At 70.4% G+C, this 22,544-nt stretch carries 24 protein-coding genes and 1 tRNA gene; 11 read left to right on the top strand and 14 right to left on the bottom strand.

From position 1 onward, the window contains the following. The first annotated feature begins 297 nt into the window (after positions 1 to 297). The 4 genes from UAA55_RS13625 (at position 298) to UAA55_RS13640 (ending at position 3,316) form a co-directional block, all read left to right on the top strand. The gene (locus tag UAA55_RS13625; protein ID WP_322953395.1) at positions 298 to 1,311 is read left to right on the top strand and encodes a putative bifunctional lysylphosphatidylglycerol flippase/synthetase; all 1,014 of its coding nucleotides are present in this window, start codon (positions 298 to 300) and stop codon (positions 1,309 to 1,311) included. 143 nt (positions 1,312 to 1,454) lie between these two features. Continuing rightward, entirely contained in the window at positions 1,455 to 1,844 is a 390-nt protein-coding gene (locus tag UAA55_RS13630; protein ID WP_322953397.1) for an NADH:ubiquinone oxidoreductase subunit NDUFA12, read from the top strand. A gap of 198 nt (positions 1,845 to 2,042) precedes the next feature. After that, positions 2,043 to 2,621, top strand: a complete 579-nt coding sequence (gene mlaD, locus UAA55_RS13635) for an outer membrane lipid asymmetry maintenance protein MlaD (protein WP_322953399.1) — start codon at positions 2,043 to 2,045, stop codon at positions 2,619 to 2,621. Then, positions 2,618 to 3,316 carry a DUF2155 domain-containing protein gene (locus tag UAA55_RS13640; protein WP_322953400.1) on the top strand — a complete coding sequence of 233 codons (699 nt, stop codon included), beginning with the start codon at positions 2,618 to 2,620 and terminating at the stop codon, positions 3,314 to 3,316. Before mlaD ends, UAA55_RS13640 begins: the two co-directional genes overlap by 4 nt. Here UAA55_RS13640 and aat read toward each other — a convergent pair. The 8 genes from aat to UAA55_RS13680 all read right to left on the bottom strand — a co-directional run bounded on the left by aat (position 3,235) and on the right by UAA55_RS13680 (position 10,052). Beyond that, a complete protein-coding gene (gene aat / locus UAA55_RS13645; protein WP_322954457.1) occupies positions 3,235 to 3,900 on the bottom strand; it encodes a leucyl/phenylalanyl-tRNA--protein transferase in 666 nt (221 codons plus the stop codon). The genes UAA55_RS13640 and aat overlap by 82 nt on opposite strands. Further along, positions 3,900 to 5,045: a DUF2339 domain-containing protein gene (locus tag UAA55_RS13650; RefSeq protein ID WP_322953401.1), complete on the bottom strand. Its 1,146-nt coding sequence runs from the start codon at positions 5,043 to 5,045 to the stop codon at positions 3,900 to 3,902. The genes aat and UAA55_RS13650 overlap by 1 nt, the downstream gene beginning before the upstream one ends. Further along, on the bottom strand, positions 4,967 to 5,821 hold the full coding sequence (locus UAA55_RS13655) for a DUF2339 domain-containing protein (protein ID WP_322953402.1): 855 nt from the start codon (positions 5,819 to 5,821) through the stop codon (positions 4,967 to 4,969). The genes UAA55_RS13650 and UAA55_RS13655 overlap by 79 nt, the downstream gene beginning before the upstream one ends. Further along, the gene (locus tag UAA55_RS13660; RefSeq protein WP_322953403.1) at positions 5,755 to 6,549 is read right to left on the bottom strand and encodes a DUF2339 domain-containing protein; all 795 of its coding nucleotides are present in this window, start codon (positions 6,547 to 6,549) and stop codon (positions 5,755 to 5,757) included. Before UAA55_RS13660 ends, UAA55_RS13655 begins: the two co-directional genes overlap by 67 nt. A 144-nt stretch (positions 6,550 to 6,693) precedes the next feature. Beyond that, positions 6,694 to 8,043 (bottom strand): acetyl-CoA carboxylase biotin carboxylase subunit, encoded by a 1,350-nt coding sequence (accC, locus tag UAA55_RS13665; RefSeq protein WP_322954458.1) that lies wholly within the window; start codon positions 8,041 to 8,043, stop codon positions 6,694 to 6,696. Positions 8,044 to 8,062: 19 nt separating this feature from the next. Continuing rightward, entirely contained in the window at positions 8,063 to 8,518 is a 456-nt protein-coding gene (gene accB / locus UAA55_RS13670) for an acetyl-CoA carboxylase biotin carboxyl carrier protein (RefSeq protein ID WP_322953405.1), read from the bottom strand. A 79-nt stretch (positions 8,519 to 8,597) separates the two neighbouring features. Further along, positions 8,598 to 9,059: a type II 3-dehydroquinate dehydratase gene (gene aroQ / locus UAA55_RS13675; RefSeq protein WP_322953406.1), complete on the bottom strand. Its 462-nt coding sequence runs from the start codon at positions 9,057 to 9,059 to the stop codon at positions 8,598 to 8,600. A gap of 210 nt (positions 9,060 to 9,269) precedes the next feature. Next, positions 9,270 to 10,052 carry a DsbA family protein gene (locus UAA55_RS13680; protein ID WP_322953407.1) on the bottom strand — a complete coding sequence of 261 codons (783 nt, stop codon included), beginning with the start codon at positions 10,050 to 10,052 and terminating at the stop codon, positions 9,270 to 9,272. A 271-nt stretch (positions 10,053 to 10,323) separates the two neighbouring features. Between UAA55_RS13680 and UAA55_RS13685 the strand changes: the two genes are divergently transcribed. Together UAA55_RS13685 and UAA55_RS13690 are read left to right on the top strand one after the other, a co-directional pair. Then, complete coding sequence (locus UAA55_RS13685; RefSeq protein ID WP_322953408.1) at positions 10,324 to 11,331, top strand: DUF3369 domain-containing protein; 1,008 nt, start codon at positions 10,324 to 10,326, stop codon at positions 11,329 to 11,331. A gap of 101 nt (positions 11,332 to 11,432) precedes the next feature. Further along, positions 11,433 to 13,115 carry a methyl-accepting chemotaxis protein gene (locus tag UAA55_RS13690; protein WP_322953409.1) on the top strand — a complete coding sequence of 561 codons (1,683 nt, stop codon included), beginning with the start codon at positions 11,433 to 11,435 and terminating at the stop codon, positions 13,113 to 13,115. Positions 13,116 to 13,145: 30 nt separating this feature from the next. Here the strand turns inward: UAA55_RS13690 and UAA55_RS13695 are convergent, their stop codons facing one another. Then, a complete protein-coding gene (locus UAA55_RS13695; protein WP_322953410.1) occupies positions 13,146 to 14,804 on the bottom strand; it encodes a M48 family metalloprotease in 1,659 nt (552 codons plus the stop codon). A gap of 145 nt (positions 14,805 to 14,949) precedes the next feature. On the opposite strand from UAA55_RS13695, the gene UAA55_RS13700 reads away from it, so the two are divergent. Further along, positions 14,950 to 16,071: a pyridoxal phosphate-dependent aminotransferase gene (locus UAA55_RS13700; protein ID WP_322954460.1), complete on the top strand. Its 1,122-nt coding sequence runs from the start codon at positions 14,950 to 14,952 to the stop codon at positions 16,069 to 16,071. A 118-nt stretch (positions 16,072 to 16,189) separates the two neighbouring features. On the opposite strand, the gene UAA55_RS13705 is transcribed toward UAA55_RS13700, so the two are convergent. Beyond that, complete coding sequence (locus UAA55_RS13705; protein WP_322953411.1) at positions 16,190 to 16,483, bottom strand: hypothetical protein; 294 nt, start codon at positions 16,481 to 16,483, stop codon at positions 16,190 to 16,192. A gap of 281 nt (positions 16,484 to 16,764) precedes the next feature. Between UAA55_RS13705 and UAA55_RS13710 the strand changes: the two genes are divergently transcribed. Then, a tRNA-Pro gene (locus UAA55_RS13710) sits at positions 16,765 to 16,841 on the top strand. Positions 16,842 to 16,972: 131 nt separating this feature from the next. Here UAA55_RS13710 and UAA55_RS13715 read toward each other — a convergent pair. Further along, on the bottom strand, positions 16,973 to 17,995 hold the full coding sequence (locus UAA55_RS13715; protein ID WP_322953412.1) for a polyprenyl synthetase family protein: 1,023 nt from the start codon (positions 17,993 to 17,995) through the stop codon (positions 16,973 to 16,975). 193 nt (positions 17,996 to 18,188) lie between these two features. On the opposite strand from UAA55_RS13715, the gene UAA55_RS13720 reads away from it, so the two are divergent. Genes UAA55_RS13720 through rfbC form a run of 3 tightly spaced genes read left to right on the top strand, consistent with a single transcriptional unit; the run spans position 18,189 to position 19,830 of the window. Continuing rightward, positions 18,189 to 18,410, top strand: coding sequence for a putative signal transducing protein (locus UAA55_RS13720; RefSeq protein WP_322953413.1), 222 nt, complete (start codon positions 18,189 to 18,191; stop codon positions 18,408 to 18,410). Between the two features lie 41 nt (positions 18,411 to 18,451). Beyond that, the gene (locus UAA55_RS13725; RefSeq protein ID WP_322953414.1) at positions 18,452 to 19,216 is read left to right on the top strand and encodes a tRNA1(Val) (adenine(37)-N6)-methyltransferase; all 765 of its coding nucleotides are present in this window, start codon (positions 18,452 to 18,454) and stop codon (positions 19,214 to 19,216) included. 59 nt (positions 19,217 to 19,275) lie between these two features. Continuing rightward, a complete protein-coding gene (rfbC, locus tag UAA55_RS13730; protein ID WP_322953415.1) occupies positions 19,276 to 19,830 on the top strand; it encodes a dTDP-4-dehydrorhamnose 3,5-epimerase in 555 nt (184 codons plus the stop codon). A 36-nt stretch (positions 19,831 to 19,866) separates the two neighbouring features. On the opposite strand, the gene UAA55_RS13735 is transcribed toward rfbC, so the two are convergent. From UAA55_RS13735 to UAA55_RS13745, 3 genes are all read right to left on the bottom strand, one after another. Continuing rightward, entirely contained in the window at positions 19,867 to 20,922 is a 1,056-nt protein-coding gene (locus tag UAA55_RS13735; protein WP_322953416.1) for a glycosyltransferase, read from the bottom strand. A gap of 70 nt (positions 20,923 to 20,992) precedes the next feature. After that, complete coding sequence (locus UAA55_RS13740; protein ID WP_322953417.1) at positions 20,993 to 21,586, bottom strand: class I SAM-dependent DNA methyltransferase; 594 nt, start codon at positions 21,584 to 21,586, stop codon at positions 20,993 to 20,995. Beyond that, entirely contained in the window at positions 21,559 to 22,533 is a 975-nt protein-coding gene (locus tag UAA55_RS13745) for a tetratricopeptide repeat protein (protein ID WP_322953418.1), read from the bottom strand. Before UAA55_RS13745 ends, UAA55_RS13740 begins: the two co-directional genes overlap by 28 nt. Between the last annotated feature and the right edge of the window lie 11 nt (positions 22,534 to 22,544).

Raw genomic sequence — 22,544 nt, forward strand, 5'->3', positions numbered from 1 at the left:
TCGCAAGCTGAAGAATGCGTCCGGCCGCCCGCTTTCCGGTTGAGGGCGCCAAAGGCTCGGGCACAACCCCGGCGCGCCCGCGCTTTTGGGTTTCCAACCCCCCTGGAAGATGGCAGGGTGCCCCCTCGGCACCGCTGGCGGTGCGGCGTCTTGGCCCCTTGTCCTTGAGAATCCCCGTCCCGAATGCCCCCTGAGCGCAGCCCAGACCAGCGCCCCGACCGACCGACTTATCATCACCCGGTGGTCATCGATCCGGCGGCGCGCGTCCCGGCGGGGGGAAAACCGGAAGGAAGCGCGGTGGATGACAAGGCGGTGGGCGGTGATGCGGCCAAGCCCAACTGGATGAAGCGCCTGACCACCCTCATCACCGCCCTGGTGCTGGTGGGCCTGGTGATGCTGGCCATCCGCCATGTCGCGCGCGACTTCCGCCCGGCGGAGGTCTGGGCCTATGTCCGGCTGCTGCCCTGGGCCAGCGTGGCGCAGGCGGCGGGCCTGGTGGCTGGCGCCTACCTGGTGATGACACTCTATGACGTATCCGCCCTTAAATATCTCGGTATCAAGCTGCCCTACCGCACAGTGGGCTTCGGCAGCTTCGCCGGCTACGCCATTTCCAACAATGTCGGCTTCGCCGTCATCAGCGGCGGGTCGGTGCGCTATCGCGTCTATTCGGTGGCCGGCCTGTCGGCGGCGGACATCGCCAAGATCGTCGTCTTCTCCACCACCACCTTCACCCTGGGAATCACCTTCACCGGAGCGCTGGGCGTGGCCATCGGGCCGGAGGTGGGGGCCGGTCTGCTGAACGTGCCGGCCTGGCTGCTGCAGGGTGTCGCCGGCCTGGTGCTGGTGGGCCTGGGTGCCATGACGGTGGCGGCGGCGGTGACGCACAAGCCCGTGCGCCTGTGGCGCTGGTCCTTCGCCCTGCCATCCTCGGGCGTGATGCTGTCGCAGATCGTCATCGCCTCGCTGGAGATCCTGCTGTCGGCGGCGGCCCTGTGGACCCTGCTGCCGCCGGAGACGGGCGTGGGCTTCATGGAGTTCACCGCCCTGTTCTGCGCCGGCCTGGCCATCGCCATCGTCAGCCACGTGCCGGGCGGCCTGGGCGTGTTCGAGACCATCCTGTTGCTGGGCTTGCGCGACCACGGCCCCGCCGGCGGCGCCATCGGCGCCCTGCTGGCCTATCAATTCCTGTATTATGTGCTGCCCCTGGTCCTGGCCGGCATCCTGCTGCTGACCTGGGAAATCCGCGCCGACCACGGCCCCGTCGCCGCCTGGCGCCGCTGGCGGGCGCGCAAGGCCGGCCGATCCCAATAGACGTCACGCGGGGGAGCTACCCGCTGGCTGCGGCCCCTCAGCGTATGGACGCGGGAGGCTGAAACTGCCATAGTCCGGCCGGTTCGGTTCGGGGGGCCCGCTGCCAGGCGCTTGGCCCTGTTCACACTTTCTGGTTTTGGCCCATGACCCAACGCATCTCCATCCTGACCTGGCTGTCCCAACTGTCGATCCGCCTGCTGATTTCCCGGCGGGGTGAACTGGTGGGCACCGACCGGTTCGGCAACCGCTACTTCCGGGAAAAGAAGGCGCGTCCGGGCATGAAGGTGCGCCGCTGGGTGCTGTTCGCGGGTGAGCCCGAGGCCTCGGCCATTCCGGCCGAGTGGCACGGCTGGCTGCACTACTCCATGGAACAGCCCCTGCCGGAGAACAGCGCCTACCACAAGCCGTGGGTGAAGCCGCACGAGGCCAACCAGACCGGCACCGTGGATGCGTACCGTCCGCCGGGGCACACCTACGAAGGCGGCCACCGCGCCGCCGCCACCGGCGATTACGAGCCCTGGACCCCCGCGTAAGGGGCTGCCGGCCGGCATGAAAGGGCTGGGGCGATCACCGACGGTGACGCGGCCACCATATCGTGACAGGTTGGGTGACAGGGCTGGGGACGGGGCGAAGGCTCCGGCATTCCCCCGACAGGCGTCGGCCAAGGCCCCTCCCGGGGCCTTGCGTCTTTCCGGACCCGCCTTATTTCTAGGGTTTTCCAGAGGAAGCGAATGCGCAGCAATGTGATCGAGACCGTGCTGGGGGCCGTCGTCCTGGTGGTGGCGGCGTTCTTCCTCTATTTCGCCTACACCACGGCCAACATCCGCGCCGTGTCGGGCTATGCCCTGCAGGCCCGCTTCGCCAGCACCGGCGGCCTGACCGCCGGCAGCGACGTGCGCATCAGCGGCGTCAAGGTGGGCTCGGTCACCAAAGCTTATCTCGATCCCAAGACCTACCAGGCCGTGATCGAGATGCAGATCGACAATCAGGTGAAGCTGCCCGAGGACACCAGCGCCGGCATCGCGTCCGAAAGCCTGCTGGGCGGCAAGTTCCTGAACCTGCAGCCCGGTGGCGAGGAAGAAATGCTGAAGCCCGGCGGCCGCATCCAGTACACCCAGTCGGCGGTGAACCTGGAAGACCTGCTCGGCCGCTTCATCTTTAGCGCCGGTGGCAACAACGCCAACAAGGGGGGCGACGCCGGCCAGCAGGGGCAGCCCGCCCAGCCGGCCCCGCAGGGGCAGCAGCCCGCCCAGACCCAGCAACCCAAGGCCGACCCGTCCAAGGGGCTGCTGAACGGCGGCGGCAAATGAGCCAGCGGCGCCTGCTGATGGCGGCGGCCTCGTGCCTGGTGCTGGCCGCCGCGGCCGGCGCCTGGGCCCAGAACGCGCCCCAGAACGCGCCTACTGGTAACGCCCCCACCATTCCCGGCACGCCGCCGGCCCCGCCCGCCGCGACTCCGGATCAGAAAAAGTCCGGTGACCAGGCCCCGGAGGAGCAGCCGCCCACCAGCCAGCCCGTGACCGGGCCCGGCGCCGCCGGCCAGCCGCCGCAGCAGGCCCCGGCGGAGGGCGCCGCCGCAGCCCCGGCCGAGGGCGCGGCCTCGCCCGTGACGCCGCTGCCGCCCCTGCCGCCGCAGCCAGCCGTGGCGCGCACCTTCGAGGATATGAAGATCGCCGTGCTGGGCGGCCTGGACAAGGTGACGGGCCGCGTCTCCACTGTGGAGATCGCGGTGGGCCAGACCGGCCGCTTCGGGCAGCTGACGGTGGCCGCCCGGGCCTGCCGCAAGACCACGCCCATCGAGGAACCGGAATCGGCCGCCTTCCTGGATATCGTGGAGGCCAAGCCGGACGATCCGGCGGCCAAGGTCTTCACCGGCTGGATGTTCGCCTCTAGCCCCGCCCTGTCGGCGATGGAAGACCCCGTCTATGACGTCTGGGTGGTGGACTGCAAGAACCCGGCGACCAAGGCGCCTTCGTCCAAACTTCCCTCTGGCAAATCGCAGTGAAACCGCGCCGGCCGGGGCAGCGCCCGGGCCAGCCGGGCCTGATACTCGGCGCGGGGGATTTCCACCGCGCCGAACTGCGACAGGTGGGTGGTGACGAACTGCGTGTCCAGCAGGCTGTAGCCGCCGGCGCGCAGGCGGGCCACCAGGTGAACCAGGGCCACCTTGCTGGCGTCCGTCTCGCGCGAGAACATGCTCTCCCCGAAGAACGCCCCGCCGATCGACACGCCGTAGAGGCCGCCCACCAGTTGGCCTTCCCGCCGACATTCCACGGAATGGGCATGGCCCTGGCGGTGCAGGGCGACGTAGGCCTCCAGGATCTGGGCGTTGATCCAGGTGTCCGGCCGGTCGGTGGTGGATTTGCCGCAGGCCCGCATCACCCCTTCGAAGTCGGTATCGACGCTGACCTGGAAGCGCCCCTGGCGCACGGTGCGCAGCAGGCGGCGCGGCGCGTGGAAGCCGTCCAGGGGCAGGATCCCCCGCTCCGGCGGGTCGAACCAGAAGATTTCGTCGTCATCGGCGGACTCCGCCATGGGAAAGACGCCCATGGCGTAGGCGCGCAGCAGCAGTTCCGGTGTCAGGCGCATCACGAGGTCTCACCTGGCGTTGGATTGGCCGGCACCCGTGCTGGCGCGAACACCACCCGCTGGTAGACGTAGCCGATGCCCATGAGGCACAGGCCCAGCCCCAGGAAGGACAGGATGCGCAGCAGTCCGGTCAGGTCGGCCATGTCGGACAGGAAGACCTTCAGCACCGTCACCAGCAACACGGCCAGCGAGGCATAGCGCAGGTCCGCCCGGCGTGTGCGCACGCCCAGCGCCAGCAGGGCCAGGGCGAAGGCCAGCCAGGCGGCGGAATAGCTGTACCACTCCGCGTCCGTGCGCTCGCCGCCATGGGCCCACAGGGTCAGGGTGCTGCCGTGGAAGGCCTGGCGCACCTCCAGCGACACCCAGGTGAACGCCAGGACCAGCACCAGGATGACCAGGGCGCGGCGGGCCAGTCCGGCTTCCCGCCGCCAAGCCGCGAGGCCAAACAGCAGGGCGGGCAGGGCGTAGACCAGCAGCAGCAGGTTGAACACCGGCCAGGGCCCCACCGGCTCCACCGCCCACAGGGGGTTCAGCACCCCCAGTTGCACCAGCACCACCTGGGCCGCCGCCGCCCGTACCAGGATGCGGGCGCCCCAATGGGCGACGGGGTGCGCCACGGGCCCGGCGGTGCTGCCGGCCCGCCCGGTCAGGACCAGGGCCACCGCCAGGAACAGCACGCTGCGGAGGCTGGTGGGCAACAGGGCGAAGGGATCGCTGGCCAGGCTACCGGCCTGTATGACCTGGATTTCCAGGCAGGCGAACAGCAGGCCCAGCACCAGGGCCGCCGCTGCCAGCCCCTGCGCCGGCCGGTCGTCCCGCCGCTGCCGCAGCAACCAGGCGCCAGCAGTACAGGCCACCGCCGGCACACCATAGCCCCACAGCAGCCAGTTGAGGGGGGAGGTGCCGTTCAGCGGATAGTCCAGCAGCCAGGGGTTCAGGGTCAGGCGCGCCACCACCACGACCGCCACGGCCACCGCCCCGCGCCGCAGAGCATCGGCCAGCGGGGCGACCGTCGTGCGGCTTTCGATCAGCGCCGCCGCCGGTACCAGCAGCGACAAAGCCGCGGTCAGCCAGGAGGTGCGCAGCAGGGCGGCCAGCGCCAACCCGGCCAGGGCCAAGGCCGCCAGGACGAAGGCGCCCGGCACGGGCTGGGGGCGCTCGCCCGCCCCGCCCAGGCGGCGGCCCAGGCCATGCCGCCGGCCAGCGCCACGGCCCCGCCCGCCCAGGCGAGGTCGGGCAGCGCGCCAGTATGGTCGAAGGTCCAGCCGGCCCAGGCCAGCCCCACAAGGGGCAGGGCGGCACCCCAAGCCCAGGCCCGGGGCAGGCGGTGCGTGCCGGTCAGGGCCCGCAGCCCTGCAGCCGCGAAGCCCAGGCCGAAGGCGGCGGCCACGCCCAGCTGAACGGGATAGGACAGGCCGGCGGTGCGCACGGTATAGCCCTGGGCCAATGCCAGCGTGGCCAGCAGGGCGGCGATGGGCGCCAGCGCCTCCGTCACCTCCGGCCTGTGGGACGGCGCGCGCGCGGCGGCGACGGCCAGCAGGGCCAGGGCCGCCAGCCCGGCCACGCCGGCGGCGTCGTAGTCCGTGGCCACCAGCAACAACCAATCCAGCACCATGGGCAGGCCACCTAGGGCGGCGACGACCCAGGCATCGGTGACAACCGGCCGCTCCCGCCGCAGGTCCAGCAGGCCGAAGCCCAGCCCGGTGGCGGACAAGGCCACCAGGAACAGGACGATGGGCGTGGCTTCCACGGTATGCGCGGCGGCGGTGACTACCCATAACGCCGCCCCGGCCAGCACGGGCAGGCCCAGCCAAGCCGCGGGCAGGCGCCAGCTTACGGCCAGGGTGGCGGTGTTCAGCAGGGCCAGATAGCCGAACAGGGCCCAGGCGGAGGGGTGGTCGCTGGGCACCAGGGCGGGCACGGCCAGGCCGCCGCCCAGGCCCAGCAGGGCGATGAAGGCGCCTGGGGACAGCCCGTCCCCCCGCCATGGCGCAGAGCCAACAGGAAAGCCACGGCCGACAGGGCGCCCAGGCCGGCGAAGGTGGCGCCGGGGCCGATCAGCCCGTGCAGGGCGTGCGCGGCATAGACGCAGGCGAAGGCGATGGCAAGGCCCGCCGCCGTCAGGGCCGCGGGGATGGAGGCGGCGGGCAGGGGCGCCTTGGTTGTGGTCGCGTCCCCGGCGCGGCCGCGCATCACGTCACCGGCGGTAACGAGGGCCGCGCCGAACAGGCCGCCCAGGGTCAGACGCACGGCGGGGCCCAGCAGGCCCTGGTCCACGGCATATTTGGCCAGGAACACGCCGGCCAGCGCCACGGCCAGCGCACCCAGCCACACCAGCCAGCGCGTGCCCAGCGCCTGTTCCAGCGACGGGGCGGCGGGCCGGTAAGCAGGCTGTGCAACGGCTTTGGGAATGGGTGCCGGCGGCGGTGGGGCGACTGGGCCGGGCGGCGGGACGGAGGCCGGGAAGGCGGGGGCGGGCGGCGGCGCCATCGCGGGCTGGGCGGGTGGGACACCCCCCTCCGGGTGGCTCAACCGCCCGGTCAGCGCCTCCAGCCGGGCGTTCATCTCCGCCAGGCGGCGCTCCGCCTTCTCGCTGCGGATCAGGGCCCACAGGGCCACCATCAGGGCGATGAAGACAAGAAAGGCCATGCCGGTCCCAGGATCGCGCTCAGTGACAGGAAGGGTAGTGCATTTCCCCGCCCCGCGCAGGCCCGGAAAAGCGACAGGCCCGGGGCCGACCGTGTGGCGGTCGATCCCGGGCCCGGGCCTGACGCGTGGATCGATGGGGAAGGATCAGCCGGCGGGCTGGTTCTTCATCCATTCCTCCAGCCAGCGGATGTCATAGTCGCCGTTGATGAAGTCCGGCTGGGCGATGATGCGCTGGTGCAGGGGCAGGGTGGTGTCGATACCGCCGATGACGAATTCCTCGATGGCGCGGCGCAGGCGCATCAGGCACTCGTTGCGGCTGTTTCCATGGACGATCAGCTTGGCGATCATGCTGTCGTAGTGCGGCGGCACGCGGTAGCCGTCGTACAGGGCGCTGTCGACGCGCACGCCCAGGCCGCCCGGGGCGTGATAGCCGTCGATCTTGCCCGGGCTGGGGGCGAAGGTCACCGGGTTCTCGGCGTTCACGCGGCACTCGATGGAATGGCCGTTGAACTTGATGTCGTCCTGGCCGTAGCCCAGCGGCGCGCCGGTGGCGACACGGATCTGCTCGCGCACCAGGTCGACGCCGGTGACCATCTCGCTGATCGTGTGCTCGATCTGCAAGCGGGTGTTCATCTCGATGAAGTAGAACTGCCCGTTCTCGTACAGGAACTCCATCGTGCCGACGCCGCGGTAGCCGAAGGCCGCCGCCGTCTTGGCCGCCAGGTTGCCGATGAAGGCGCGCTCTTCCGCGTTCAGCGCCGGCGACGGCGCCTCTTCCACCACCTTCTGGTGGCGGCGCTGGATGGAGCAGTCGCGCTCGCCGAAATGCACCACGGCGCCGTGGTGGTCGCCCAGCAGCTGGATTTCGATGTGGCGCGGCTTGGCCAGGTACTTTTCCATGTAGACTTGGTCGTTGCCGAAGGCGGCGCGCGCCTCGCCCCGGGCCAACTGATAAGCCTCCCGCAGCTCGGACTCGGCCCAGGCCACCTTCATGCCCTTGCCGCCGCCGCCGGCCGCCGCCTTGATCAGGACGGGGTAGCCAATGCGGGCGGCGTTGACCAGGGCGGCCTCCACCGTCTCCACCGGGCCGTCCGAACCGGGGACGACCGGCAGGCCCAGCTCCAGCACCGTGCGCTTGGCCGTGACCTTGTCGCCCATGATGCGGATGTGTTCCGGCGACGGGCCGATCCAGGCGAAGCCGTGTTCCTCCACCATCTGCGCGAACTGCGCGTTCTCGGACATGAAGCCGATACCCGGGTGGATGGCGTCCGCCCCGGTGATGGCCGCCGCCGACAGGATGGCCGGAATGTTCAGGTAGCTTTCCTTGGCCGAGGGCGGGCCGATGCACACGCTCTCGTCCGCCAGGCGGACATGCATGGCGTCGGCGTCGGCGGTGGAATGCACCGCCACGGTTTTGATGCCCATCTCGCGGCAGGCGCGGTGGATGCGAAGCGCGATCTCGCCGCGATTGGCGATCAGGACCTTTTCGAACAGGCCGCCCATGGTCAAACCCTCACTCGATGATCAGCAGGACTTCGCCGTATTCGACGGGCTGGGCGTCGCCAACCTGGATCTGGGTCACGGTGCCGGCCTTGGTCGCCTTGATCGGGTTCATGACCTTCATGGCCTCGATGATCAGCAGGGTCTGGCCCACCTTCACCGCGTCGCCCACCTTCACGAAGGTGCCGGCGCCCGGCTCCGGCGCCAGATAGGCGGTGCCGACCATGGGGGACTTCACGGCGCCCGGATGCTGGGCCGGCGGCACGGCCGCCACGGGGGCGGCGGCGGGTGCCACGGCGGCTACCGGGGCGGCGGCCACGGCGATCGGTGCCACGGCGGCGGCCGGGGCGGCGCGGGACAGGCGGATGCGCTTTTCGCCTTCCGCGTATTCGATCTCGGTGAGACCGGTCTCGCCGAGAAGCTCGGCCAACTTGCGCACGAATTCGCTGTCGAGTTCGAAGGTCGCCATTGTCATGATCCTGGGTACTGGGCTGCGGTTAAGCCGCCGATGGGTCGGTCGATTGTGGGATAGGCCGGTCTGCCCGCTGTCAGGCGGGTGTCGAGGGACTGTCGATCAGGCGGGCCGCCGCCTGGAGCGCCAGCAGGTAGCCCTGCGAGCCGAAGCCGCAGATGACGCCCTTCGCGACCGGCGACACGTAGGAATGGTGCCGGAACGGCTCGCGCCGGAAGATGTTGCTCAAATGCACCTCGACCACCGGCAGGCCCACGGCGCTCAGCGCGTCGTGGATGGCGATGGATGTATGTGTGTACGCGCCGGCGTTCAGGATGATGGCATCGTGTTCGCCACGGGACTCCTGAATCCAGGTGACCAGCTCGCCCTCATGGTTGGACTGGCGGAAATCGACCTCCAGGCCCAGGCGCGCGGCCGTCTCCTGGCAGGCGTTCTCGATATCCTCCAGCGTCTCCGCGCCATAGATGTGCGGCTCGCGAATCCCCAGCATGTTGAGGTTCGGACCGTTCAGGATCAGGACGGAGGGCGCGATGGCCAAGGGTATATCGCCTTTGCGTACGTACGTCTCAAAAACCGAACGTGCGGGGGTATGCGTCCCCCGGACGACGTTCGTCGAAGGCCGCTTTATAACACGGGCAGCAGCGGGGGCAAGAATCCACGCGCATGAAGACCGAGGGCGACACCGGTGGGCCCCCATGCGCCCCGGGGCTGGAACCGGCCCGACGCCTACTGCGCCAGCCGGCCAGGGTCAGCTCTTGGCGCCGCGGGCCTTGGCGAACAGATCCTTGAAGGCGTCGGCGCCGATGGCGCCCGGCACCAGGGTGTTGCCAATGACGAAGCCCGGCGTGCCGTGGATATTCAGCGCGTCGGCCAGCGCCAGGTTGGCGTCGATCTCCTTCTGCACGGCAGGGGACTCCATGTCCTTGGCCAGGCGGTCGGTGTCGGCGCCCGCGTCCTTGGCGATGGACAGGATGCGGTCCTTGTCCAGCTTGCCCGTGGCGGCCATCAGCGCCGCGTGCACGGTGTCGTACTTGCCCTGCAGGTTGGCGGCCAGGGCGGCCTTGGCGGCGATGACCGATGCCGGGCCCAGGATGGGGAATTCCTTGTAGACGATGCGGACCTTGCCATCCTTCTTGATGGCGGCGTCCATCTCCGGCTGGGTGTGCTTGCAATAGCCGCACTGGTAGTCGAAGAATTCCACCATCGTCACGTCGCCCTTCAGGTTTCCGCCGGCGGGCGAGGTCTTGGAGGCGAACAGCTCATCCTTGTGCTTCACCAGCGCATCGGCGGCGGCTTTGGCCTCTTCCGCCTCGCTCTTGTCCTGCAGGGCCTGCACCGCCTCGGCGATCACCTCGGGATGGGCCAGAAGGTAGTCGTGGACAATTTGTTCCACCTGCGCCTTGTCGTAGGGGCCCTTGTCGGCCACCGGCTTGTCGCTCATCGCTTTGTCGGCGGCGAAGACGGGGCTGACGACCGCCAGGCCGGCGAGCGCCACGGTGGCGTAGAGGGTGGCGGCGATGGTACGCGACATCGAGACGAACTCCGGTTGCGGCCTGGACCTCGAGGGGAACGGCGAAGGCCGGCAGCATGGACCAGGCGGCGACGGGGCGCAATCCCGCAGCCTTGGCGGGCCCGGGGGTGCGGCGTCCTGCGCCGATGGCCGGGTGCCTACGTTTGTAGGTTGTCCATCGTCGCGCTTGCCAGGGCGGCGGCGCTGTGCGGTCATGGGTGGGCCTGGGGTCACGTAGGATTTCGCCGGCGGGGATGTGTTTCCACGCCCGGGCACGACGGTGGGGTTGGCCATGACCATGGCGGATGATGATGACGATTTCCTGTTCCAGGATGAGGATGACGAAGAGGACGAGGCTGACGAGGTCTCGGAACTCGTCCCGGGCATGCCGCCCTGGCAGGTGCTGATCGTCGACGATGATCCCGAAGTCCATGCCATGACCCGCCTGGTCATGCGCAAGTTCGCGTTCCAGGGCCGCGGCTTGGCCTTCATCTCCGCCTATTCCGCCGCCGAGGCGCTGGAGGTCATGAAGGGCGAGCACGACATCGCCATGATCCTGCTGGACGTGGTGATGGAAAGCGATGACGCCGGCCTGAAGCTGGTGCCCCGCATCCGGGATGAGTTGGGCAACCGGGCGGTGCGCATCATCCTGCGCACGGGCCAGCCGGGCCAGGCGCCGGAGGACGCGGTCATCGCCGGCTATGACGTCAACGACTACAAGGCCAAGACGGAACTGACGGCGCGCAAGCTGGTCACCGCCACCATCACGGCGCTGCGCGCCTACCACCACATCCGCACCCTGGAACGCTCCTGCCTGGGGATGGAGCGGGTGGCGGGCCTGGGCCTGTGCCAGATGGCGCTGTCCGGTCCGTCCTCCGCCGCCGGCGCCGCCCTGGACCAGATCGCCGAGGTGCTGGAACAGCCGGCGGACGGCCTGTTCTGCGTCATCTACGGTGCCGACCGGCTGTCGGCCCGCATCCTGGCGGGACGCGGACGCTATCAGGACGCGGCCGGCCATCCCCTGGCCACCGTGGCCGACACCGGCGCCCTGGCCACCGCCCTGCGCAGCCCGGGGGACCTGCGGCACGAGTTCACCGACGACGCCATGACGCTGGCCTGGCCGCTGACGCCCCAGGCCTCCGGCGGCGGCGCCCATGCCGGGGCCGTCGCCATGCTGCACCTGCATCTGGTGCGCCCCCTGGATGAGATCGCGCGCCGGCTGGCCTTGCTGATGATGATGCGCATCGCCGACGCGCTGGTCACCGCCTGGGCCCTGGAACAGGCGCGCGAGCCCGCCTGACCGCCTTTGGCGCCAGGCTCGCCTTTCGCGTCCATTCCTCCGTTTCTTAACCATGCTACATGTCCGCGCAGGTTGAACGCCTGAACGAAGGACCGTGCGCCGTGCGCAATTTTTCCCTCATTTTCCGCATCGCCATCATCATGGGCATCATGGTGGTGTCGATGCTCGCCATCTCCGGCGCGCAGGTGTGGAGCTTGCGCCAGGCCATCTATGCCGAGCGCGAGCAGAAGCTGCACGACATGGTGGGCAGCGTGGTGAAGTTGATCCGCGCCTACGATGACGAGGTCAAGGCCGGCCGGATGCCGCTGGATCAGGCGCAGGAGGTGGCGAAGAAGGCCATCCGCGCCCTGCGCTGGGGCGAGGGCGACTATTACGGCGTCTACCAGTTCGACGGCGTCACCCTGGTCCATGCCAACCCCAAGAACGAAGGTGTGAACCGCATGGAGTTCAAGGATCCCAGGGGCACGCGCGTGGTGGCGGAGATTATCGCCGCCGCGCGGGCTGGCGGGGGCCTGACCACCTACCTGGTGCCGCGCGGCACGGCGGGGGCGGAGGTGCCGGCGCTCAAGCTGGCCTACGCGGCGCCCTATGAACCCTGGAAATGGGCGGTCCAGGCCGGGGTCTACATCGATGACATCGACGCCGCCTTATGGCGGGAAGGCCTGTGGACCGGCGGCTGCACCCTGGTGGGCTTACTGGTGGCCGGCCTGTTCACCGTGATGATCGCCCGCAGCATCACCCGGCCCCTGGCCGATCTGTGCGGCACCATGGACCGGTTGGCGGCCGATGACCTGACAGTGGACATTCAATACACGGCCGACCGCAGCGAGATCGGCCGCATCGCCCGGGCGGTGGCGCTGTTCCGCGAGCACATGCGGGGGGCGGCCGCCCTCAGGGCCGAGCAGGCGCGGGCCGAGGCCGAGGCCGCCGCCCGCCAGCGCCAGACGCTGGGCGCCGTGGCGGACACCTTCCAGTCCAGCGTCGTCGGCGTGGTGGGCACCGTCACCCAGGCCGCCACCGATCTGGAGCGGCTGGCCGGTACGCTGGCCCGGGCGGCGGATCAGGCCCAGACCCAGGCGCACGCGGCCTCTGGCGCCGCGGCCGACGCCTCCGCCAACGTCAACACCGTGGCGGCGGCCAGCGAGCAGCTGTCGGCTTCCATCAGTGAGATCAGCGCCCAGGTCGTCCGTTCCGCCACCATCGCCGGCGAGGCGCTGGCCGTGGTGCGCGAGACGGACACGGTGGTCGAGGGCCTGGACGGGGACGCCCGCCGCATCGGCGAGGTGCTGACCCTGATCCAGGCCATCGCGGCGCAGACCAACCTGCTGGCGCTCAATGCCACCATCGAGGCGGCCCGGGCGGGGGAGGCGGGCAAGGGTTTCGCCGTCGTCGCCAACGAGGTCAAGGGCCTGGCCAACCAGACGGCCAAGGCGACAGAGGAGATCGCCGCCCAGATCACCGCCATCCAGGGCCGCAGCACCCAGACGGTGGCGGCCATCCGCCGCATCGGCGGCACCATCGCCGACGTGAACGAGCTGACGGTCACCATCGCCTCGGCGGTGGAGGAGCAGAGCGCCGCCACGCAGGAGATCGCCCGCAACGTCCAGCAGGCGGCCCAGGGCATCGGCGACGTCGCCGGCAGCCTGGGAGATCTGACTGGCGCCTCGCGGGCGGTGGGGGATGCCGCCCAGGGCGTGACTGGCCTGGCGCAGCGACTGTCCACCCAGTCCGCCGTTCTGGACCGCGAGGCGTCGGGTTTCCTGCGGACGGTGCGGGTGGGTTGACGGTGCGTCCCCGCCTTTTCTGAACCGGGATCAGCGGCCGCCCGGGGCGCTCACCGGTGTGCCTCCCAAGGGCGTTCCCCCCAGGGGCGTTCCCCCCAGGGGCGTTCCCCCCAGGGGCGTTCCCAGCGTGCCCAGGCCGGTGGGCCCGCTGCCGATGGTGGTGCCGCCGGGCAGGTCGGCGACGCCGGGGAAACCGGGGCCGATGGCGGAGACGCCGCCAGTGGACAGCGCGTCCTCCGGCATGCGCCCGGTGGAGATGATGGGCGTATCGGGGGAAACCAGGCCGCTGCCGGGCGCCAGTTGCGGCCGCATGTTGTGCGGCAGGCGGCTTTCCACCAGCACGCGGATGTCCTGGGCCCGCACCCAGTCGGGCGACCCAGCCGGCAGCATCTGCTCCGCCCGGTCGGCGTGATAGCGGGCGGCGCGGATGTCGCCCCGGGCCAGGGCCTCCTCCGCGCGGGCATAGGCCAGTTGCGGCGCCATGTCGGCGCGGGCGTAGGCGCTGGCCAGCAGCAACCACGTCAGCTCCACCAGCGGCTCATCCCGGGCGGAGGAGCGCAGGACGTCGATGGCCTCGCGCACCAGCTTGTCATCGCCGGCCTCCAGCAGGGCGTGACCCAGGGCCATGCGCAGCTGGGCGCTGTCGGGGGCGTACTTGACGGCGTTGCGGTAGGGGTCGACCGCTTCCTTGGCGCGGCCGTTCTCGAACAGGATCTGGCCCTTCAACTCATAGAAGTAGGGGTTCTTCGGTTCCTGCTCGATCAGGCCGTCGACGATCTTCAGGCCCTTGTTGATGTCGCCCACCTGGTAATAGGCGATGGACCGGGCATAGCGCGCCGGGACGCTGGTATCGCTCTCCGCGTATTTGCGCAGGGCCAGGTCGGGATGGATGAAGCCGTACAGCTTGGCCCGCATGCGCTGGTGCATGTCGTAATAGGCCGAGGGCATCTTGGCGTTGGTGAACTTCGAGATATGATCGACGAAGTTCTCGATGTATTCCACGCGGTTCTTGGTCAGCGGGTGGGTCATCAGGAACTCCACCTGCTTGGTCTGCGGCAGCCCGGCATCCTGGCGGCGCAGCTTTTCCATGAACTCCAGCATGCCCTTGGACGAATAGCCGTTGGCTTCCATGTAGGACAAGCCGGCCTCGTCCGCCGACGCCTCCTGCGCGCGGCTGAAGGCGAAGAAGGAGCGGGCGCCCAGTTCCTGCGCGCCGGCGATGCCGCCCATGGCCGCCCCGCCGCCATCGCCCCGCCGCGTGCCGCCGATGGCCGCCGCCACGCTCAGCAGCGTGGCCAGGGTGGACAGGATCACGGCGTTCTCGATGGCGTCGCGCGTGCGCACCTGATGCCCGCCGGCCATGTGGCCGGTTTCGTGGGCCAGGACGCCGATCAACTGCTCCGGCGTGTCCGCGGCCATGATCAGGCCGGTGTTGACGAACATGTTCTGGCCGCCCGCCACGAAGGCGTTCAACTCGTCATCGTTGACCAGCACCAGGGTGACCGCGTCGGGGACGATACCGGCCGCGCGGAAGATGGGGGTGGCGAAGACGCGCAGCGTGTGTTCGATTTCCGCGTCACGCACCAGGTTGATGCCGCGATCCTGGGCCAGCACCGGCTCCACGGCCAGGACCGAGGATAGCAGGCTGACCAGGATCAGGCGGGCAAGGCGGCGCGGTCGCAAGAACATTGTCAATTCCATCGGCGGTGCCGTCGATACCCGAACAGGCGAGCGGTAAGGTATGATCCCTACATACTCCAAGGATGAATTTCCACGCGCGGCGAGGCACCCGGCTGTCGCTATACGCGCCAGCACCATCTCTCCCTTCATGGTGATGGAGGTGCTGCGCGCCGCCAACGCACGGCAGGCCGCCGGCGGCGACGTCCTGCATCTGGAAATAGGCCAGCCGTCCACCCCGGCACCGAAGGGGGTGATCGCCGCGGCCGCCCACGCCCTGGCCGCCGATCGCCTAGCCTACACCGATGCCCTGGGCCTGCCAGCCTTGAGAGAGGGCATAGCACGTTGGTACCAAGATCGCCATGGGGTGGTGATTCCGCCGCAGCGGGTGGTGGTGACCACGGGATCGTCCGGCGCCTTCCTCCTGGCCTTCCTGGCGGCCTTCGATCCGGGCGACCGCGTGGCCCTGGCCGCGCCGGGCTATCCGGCCTATCGCAACATCCTGAAGACGGCTGGCCTGGTGCCGGTGGAATTGCCCGCCGGGCCCGAGACGCGCTTCCAGCCCACGCCCGCCTTGCTGGACGGTCTGCTGGCGCAGGGCGGGGAACCAATCCGGGGGCTGATTGTGGCCAGCCCCTCCAACCCCACCGGCACCATGCTGGACCCCGCCGCCATGGCCGCCCTGGGCGACTGGTGCCGCCGCCATGGCGTCTGGCTGATCTCGGACGAGATTTATCACGGCATCGAATACGGCACGGTGCCGGCGGCCACGGCGTTGGCGATGGACGGGGGCGGGGGCGCGATCACCGTCAACAGCTTCTCCAAATACTTTTCCATGACCGGCTGGCGCCTGGGCTGGGCGGTGGTGCCGGAGCGGCTGGTGCGGTCGGTGGAGTGCCTGGCGCAGAACCTCTACATCTCCCCGCCCACGTTGTCGCAGCACGCGGCGGTGGCGGCCTTCGAGTGCGTGGACGAACTGGAAGGCCACGTGGCGCGCTACCGCCGCAACCGCGACATCCTGCTGGATCTGCTGCCCGCCGCCGGATTCGGCAGGCTGGCCCCGGCCGACGGCGCCTTCTTCATCTATGCCGACATTTCCGACCGCGCGGACGATTCCCAGGCCTTCTGCACCCGCCTGCTGAACGAGACGGGCGTGGCCCTGACCCCGGGCGTGGATTTCGACCCCGTGCGCGGCCATCACACGGTGCGCATCAGCTTCGCCGGCGCCGAGGCCGAGATGGTGGAGGCCGCCCGCCGCCTGAAGGCCTGGCGGGGGTAGCATGAAGGCCGGTCAGTGGCGACACTGACCGGCCCTCTGCGCTTCAACCTTCATGAGGATACTCGGATGGGGCGGGCCGGTCGTTCCGGTGCCGGCGCCTGTCCCAGGTGCGTGCTGATCAGTTCAGGGCGATCAGCTGATGCGGGACGCTGCGTCCGGCATGGGCCTTGATGATGGTGGTGGTCGTGGCCTTGCAGGGCACGGCGACGGCTCCCGCGGTACCGCCGTCCACGCGGGTGGGAATGACCTTCAGCTTGCCGGAAGGCGAGGACGCCAGCGTCGCGGCGGGCGCGGGCGTCCCCTGTGCCACGGCGGCGACATCGGGGCGCGGTGCCGCGACCAGGATGGCGGGGGCGACCAGGAAGGGCAGGCCCAGGAACAGGCCGGTGAGCAGGCTGCGAACGGTCGTCATAGTACCACCTCCATAAAACGATCGGCCCCGAGCGGCGTCTTCTGCTAGGCCGAACGACTGATGGGCGTGGAATTGAAACTCGCGGCCAACCGTGGCGGAACCATGGCGAGAACCGGAACTTCCAGGGGCAGGCGCAGACTCCTGGGAACCCTGTGGCCAATGGGCAACAGGTCGCCCCCGTACCCCCTGCGGGACACCCATGCGGCGGCGATGTGCGATGGGATGAAAGAGAAGGCTTGCGGCGGCCGGCGGATGTCGATATATACCCGCCCACCCCGAGACGGAGAGTAGCTCAGCCTGGTAGAGCACTGCTTTCGGGAGGCAGGGGCCGGAGGTTCGAATCCTCTCTCTCCGACCATCTCAGGGACGCACAAGCGGCCGGCTTCTTCCGAAGCCGGCCGTTTCGCTTTTGGGGCGATGGCATCCACAGCCAAGCAAAAAGGCGCGCCGGTGAGGGCGCGCCTTTCCGAAATCCGGATTCGAATGAGTTCAGAAATCCCGGTCGACGACGAAGTCGATCACGTCCAGCAGGGCGCGCTTGATGGGGCTGGCGGGGAACAGGCCCAGGGCGTCGCGGGCCATGGCGCCGTAATGGCGGGCGCGTTCCACGCTGTCGCGCAGGGTGTTGTGGCGCTGCATGAGGGCCAGCGCATGCTCCAGGTCGCCATCCCGCTGGTCGATGTCCTCCAGCGTGCGGCGCCAGAAGGCGCGTTCCTCGTCATCACCCCGGCGGAAGGCCAGGACGACGGGCAGGGTGATCTTGCCCTCGCGGAAGTCGTCGCCGATGGACTTGCCCAGGCGGGCCTGCACGGCGGAATAGTCCAGCACGTCGTCCACCACCTGGAAGGCGATGCCCAGGTTCAGGCCGTAGCTGCGCAGCGCCTCCTCCTCCGCCGCCGGGCGGCCGGCCACCACGGCGCCGATGCGGCAGGCGGCGGCGAACAGCTCCGCTGTCTTGGCGCGGATGACCTCCAGATAGGCCTCCTCGCTGGTGGTGGTGTCGTTGGCGGTGATCAGCTGCAGCACCTCGCCCTCGGAAATGACGGCGGAGGCGCTGGACAGGATGCGCAGCACGTCCAGCGACCCGTCCTCGGTCATCACCTGGAAGGCGCGGGAGAACAGGAAGTCGCCCACCAGCACGCTGGCCTTGTTGCCAAAGACGGCGTTGGCCGAGGGCTGGCCGCGCCGCAGGTCGCTTTCGTCGACCACGTCGTCATGCAGCAGGGTGGCGGTGTGGATGAATTCGACGCAGGCCGCCAGCGGTTGGTGGCGCTCCCCCTGGTAACCGCACAGGCGGGCGGCGGCCAGGGTCAGCACCGGGCGCAGGCGCTTGCCGCCACTGGCCACGATGTAGCCCGCCAGCCGCGGGATCATCTCCACATCGGAATGCATGCGGCGAATGATGAGGTCGTTGACCGCCGCCAGGTCGGTCGCCACCAATTCCACCAGCGCCTCCAGGGCATCGGTGCCGGCCTTCCGGCGCTTGGGATCGAGGGGGGTGACGACGGCCACGAAACGAACTCCTGCCAGTGGGGGCCAACGGTGGCGGAACGCAGACCTGTTGACGGCCCTGGATAGGACAGCGAGCATACCGGCGCAACCCCCGTGGTCAAGCTGGCAGACCGCATCGCCGCCCCCCATCTATGCCGCGTGCGTCAATCGGCACCCGGCGCATCCCAACCGGCGCACCCCCAATGAGGCCTTCATGCAACCCATCCTGACCAGCAACAACGCGGTGGAGATATCCTGGGCGCGGGCCGTGCTGGCCGACGCCGGCATCGAGACGGTGCTGCTGGACGACTACACCGCGGGGGTGGAGGGCAGCATCAGCGCCATTCCCCGCCGCCTGATGGTGGCGGACGGTGCCGTCGTGGCCGCCACCGCCGCCCTGGCCGTGGCGCGGGCGCAGCTGGAGTCCGCGCCGTGATTTCCGCGACCGCCGCTCCGGAGCCCCCGGTGGAAGGTTCCATGGACGGCGGTATCACCGAGGACCGCCTGCTGAACGGCCGCGTGCGTCTGTTGCAGCCGGGGCAAGGATACAGGGCGGCCATCGACCCCGTGCTGCTCGCCGCCGCCACGCCGGCCGAAGAGGGCGACCGGGTGCTGGATCTGGGCTGTGGCGCCGGGGCCGCTTCCTTCTGCCTGGCCGCCCGGTTGCCCGGCGTCCGGGTGGCGGGGCTGGAACTGCAGCCCGAGGCTGCGGAACTCGCCCGGCGCAACGCCGACCTGAACGAGGTCGCCGCCCGGGTGCGCATCACGGTGGGCGACGCCGCCCAGGCCCCGGTCCATCTGCCGCCGGAGTCGGACCCCGATCTGGTGGCCGGGCGCTTCGACCATGTCATGACCAACCCGCCCTTCCATCCCGGCGGACGTCATACCCGCTCCCCTCGCGCGGGGAAGGCGGCGTCCCACGGCGAGGGCACGGCCGACCTCGCCACCTGGGTGGCGGCGGCGGCCCGTCTGCTGGCGCCGCGCGGCACCCTGACCATGATCCACCGCGCCGACCGGGTGGATGAGATCCTGGCCCGCCTGGCTGGCCGCTTCGGCGCCGTGGTGCTCTATCCCTTGTGGCCCCGCGCCGGAACGGAGGCCAAGCGCGTCATCGTCCGCGCCCGCCTGGGCGCCCGCACCCCGGCCCGCCTGCTGTCGGGCCTGGTGTTGCATGATGAGGGCGGGCGCTACACGCCGGCGGCCGACGCCGTGCTGCGGGACGGCGCGGCCCTGGACTTCTGATGGTCTCCGGCGTATCCCGGGCGGCACGGCACAACCGGCAGACAAAATAGGACCCCAGCATGGACGTGAAGCGCCTGGAGATCGATGGCTTGGTCATGGTGAAGCCCCGTCGCTTCGGCGATGAGCGGGGATGGTTCGTGGAGACCTGGAACGACGAAAAGCACACGGCCGCCGGCATCACGGGTCCCTTCGTACAGGACAACCAGTCGCTATCGCGGATTCAGGGCACGGTGCGCGGCCTGCACTTCCAGTTGGCCCCGGCGGCCCAGGGCAAGCTGATACGCGTTGTGCGCGGGCGCATCCTGGACGTGGCGGTGGATCTGCGCCAAGGGTCCCCCACCTATGGTCGCCACGTCGCCGTGGAACTGGACGCCGAGGAAGGCTGGCAGCTGTGGGTCCCGGTGGGCTTCGCCCACGGCTTCTGCACCCTCGTCCCGGATACCGAGATCGCCTACAAGGTGACGGCGCTTTACAGCCCCGCCCATGACCGCGGCCTGCTGTGGAATGATCCGGCGCTGGGTATCCAATGGCCGGCGTTCGCCGGCGCCGTGCTGTCGGACAAGGATGGCAAGCAGCCCACCCTGGCGGACATCGGCACCCCGTTCCCGGCCTAAGGCTCCCTGGCCGGGTCGCGCGGGACGGCCTCGCGTTTATCCGGCGACCTGGGCCAGCGCCGTCGCCAGACGGGGGCCCAGGACGGCCAAGTCATAGTCGCGAGCCACCAAGTCCCGGCCCGCCGCCGCCAGGCGCCGCCGCAGGTCCAGGTCGCCGCGCAGGGCCGCCAGGGCGCGCACCCAGCCTTCCGGGCTGTCGGCCCAAAGGCCGGTGACGCCGTCGGCCACGATGCGGCGGTTCTCCCCCACCGGGCTGGCCACCACCGCCTTGCCGGCGGCCATGTACTGCAGCAGCTTGAAGCCCGATTTGCCCTGCGCGAACGGCGTGTGGGGCAGGGGCATGATGCCGGCGTCGATGCCGGCCAGCGCGGCGGCTTCCCCCGCCTCGCTCCAGGGAATGAATTCCTCCGGCACGCCAGGCAGGTTAACGGGGTGGCTGGCGATGGTCACCAGGGTCAAGGGGCCGCTGGCCGCCAGGGCCGCCAGCGGTTCCGCCAGGGCGGCCAAGTAACGGGCGGACGATGGCGTACCGATCCAGCCCACGCGAAACTCCCCCACCGGCCGCTCCGGCGCCGGCGCCGCCTGGTAACGGGCGAGCTCCACCGGCGTGGGCAGGCGCAGGAGGCGGCCGGCGCCGGCGCTTTCCGCCCACGCCGCCAGGGCCTCATTGGCCACGACCGTCAGGGCGGCGCCCGCCACCAGCCGTTCCAGCTTGTCCCCCAGCAGCCGGTGCACCGGTGCCAGGCGATGGCCGGCATAGCGCAAGTGCCAGGCGTCGTCGAAATCCAGCACGTAGGGCCGGCCCCGGAACAGATGGCGCTCGACGCCCGGGGGCAGCCAGGGCAGCGCCTCTTTCTCGATCCACAGCAGATCCGTCTTGCCGGCGGCCTTCAGGGCCGCCATGCGCCGGCGGTAGCGGCCGGCCAAGGCCCAGCCGTTGACGGGCTGGCCGGCGTACAGGCGCCGCAGATAGCCGTCGTCGAAAAAGGGCGCCGTCGTCACCCCCAGGCCCGCAGCCGCCAGATGGGGCAACGGGTCGAAGAATTGCAGCCGGCTGCTGGCCCCCAGCCGGTCATAGCGGGGCAAGGCCAAGACCCGCCCCGAAGGGTGGGGGGCGGGGGACGGGAGTGGCGACATGGCGGGCGGACGCACTGGGCCGCGGTCAGCCCTTGCGGGCCACGACCAGCAGACGCTCGACGCCGGCGGTGGTGGCGGGCGGCAGGGGCACCGCCTCCAGCACCGTCAGGCCCGCCTGGCGCAGGGCCGTCTCCACGGCGTCGCGGCGGTGCAGATAGCGACCGTTTTCCTTCAGCGCCACGGCGGGGGCCCAGGGCTCCGCCGCGTCCATCACCAGGGTGACGGCGCCGCCGGGGAGGAGCGCGTCGGCGGCCGCGGCCGCCAGGGGTGCCAGGTCGCCCAGATGGTTGGCGATGTCCGTCGATACGATCAGGTTGGCGCTGCCGGCCGACTGCTCCAGCACCTGGGCGTGATCACCATGCACCAGCTGGTCGTACAGGCCGCTGCGTGCCGCCATCCGCAGGGCGGAATCGGATGGGTGGACGCCCACCAGGTTGGCGGCGTAGGGCTTCAGCAGCGGCGCCAGGGCACCCACGCCGCAGTCGATCTCCAGCACCTGGAGGGTGCCGGCCGCCGGGCCCAAATGGCGCGCCAGGGTGCCGGCCAGGGCCGGCGACAGCGTGGCGGCGGCGCTGGCCACCGTCTGCTCGGTCAGCATGGCGGCCTGGGCGTCGTACATCTGCCGCAGATAGGCGGGATCGGCCCGGGGGGCGTGGGGGCCACGCCCAAGGCGGCCTCGGTATGGCGCAGGATGGGGGTGACGCCGCAGGCCCGCCAAGCGCTCACCAGGGCCTGGGCGGCGGCCCCGTTGCCGCCGGCCTGCAGGGCGCCCGCGACCTGCGCCGCCTCCAGCTCCGCTGAAACGGTCGGTTCCGGCCGGCTCAGCGCCTCGCGGATGGCCGCCGCCGCCTCGGTCAGGTGCCCCAGGCCGCGCAGGGCGTGGGCGCGTCCCACGTGGGGGGCGGCTTCGAACGGGCGCAGCGCGGCCAGCCGGTCGAAGGCGGCCAGCGCCTCCTGGTACTCGCCGGCCTCGTTCAGGACCAGGCCCAGGTTGGAAAAGGTTTGCGCCACATCGGGCTGGGCCTGGGCCGTGGCCCGCAGGTAATCCAGCGCCTCGCCCAGCCGGCCCAGGCGTCGCAGGACCAGGCCCAGGTTGGCGGCGGCCTCGACATAGGCTGGCCGCGCCTCCAGGGCGTTGCGATAGTGCTGCTCGGCGATGTCCAGGTGACCGGCGTCCTGGAACAGGGTGGCCAGGTTGAAATAGGCCTCCGCCAGCATCGGTTCGCGTTCCAGCGCGTCCAGGTAATGGGTGGCGGCCTCATGCCCATGGCCCAGGCGCTGGCAGGCGGCACCCAGGTTGAAACGGTAGATGGGATTGTCGGGGTCCAGCGCCACGGCCATGGCGTAGGCGCCCTTGGCGGCCTCGTTGTCCTGCTGGCGTTCCAGGGCCATGCCCAGGTCGGCCCGCAGGACGGCGTCGTCGGGGCGCAGGCCCACGGCCTGGGTCAGCAGCGATACCGCCTGGGCGTTGTCGCCGCTTTCCAATGCCGCCAGGCCTTCCGCCTGCAGGGTCAGGGCGGCCGCGTCTTCCGGGGTGGCGGGCGTGCTGTCGGTCGTGTCGGTCATGCTTCCTCCGC

The sequence above is a fragment of the Nitrospirillum guanabarense genome (genome assembly GCF_034653355.1).
GTDB lineage: Bacteria > Pseudomonadota > Alphaproteobacteria > Azospirillales > Azospirillaceae > Nitrospirillum.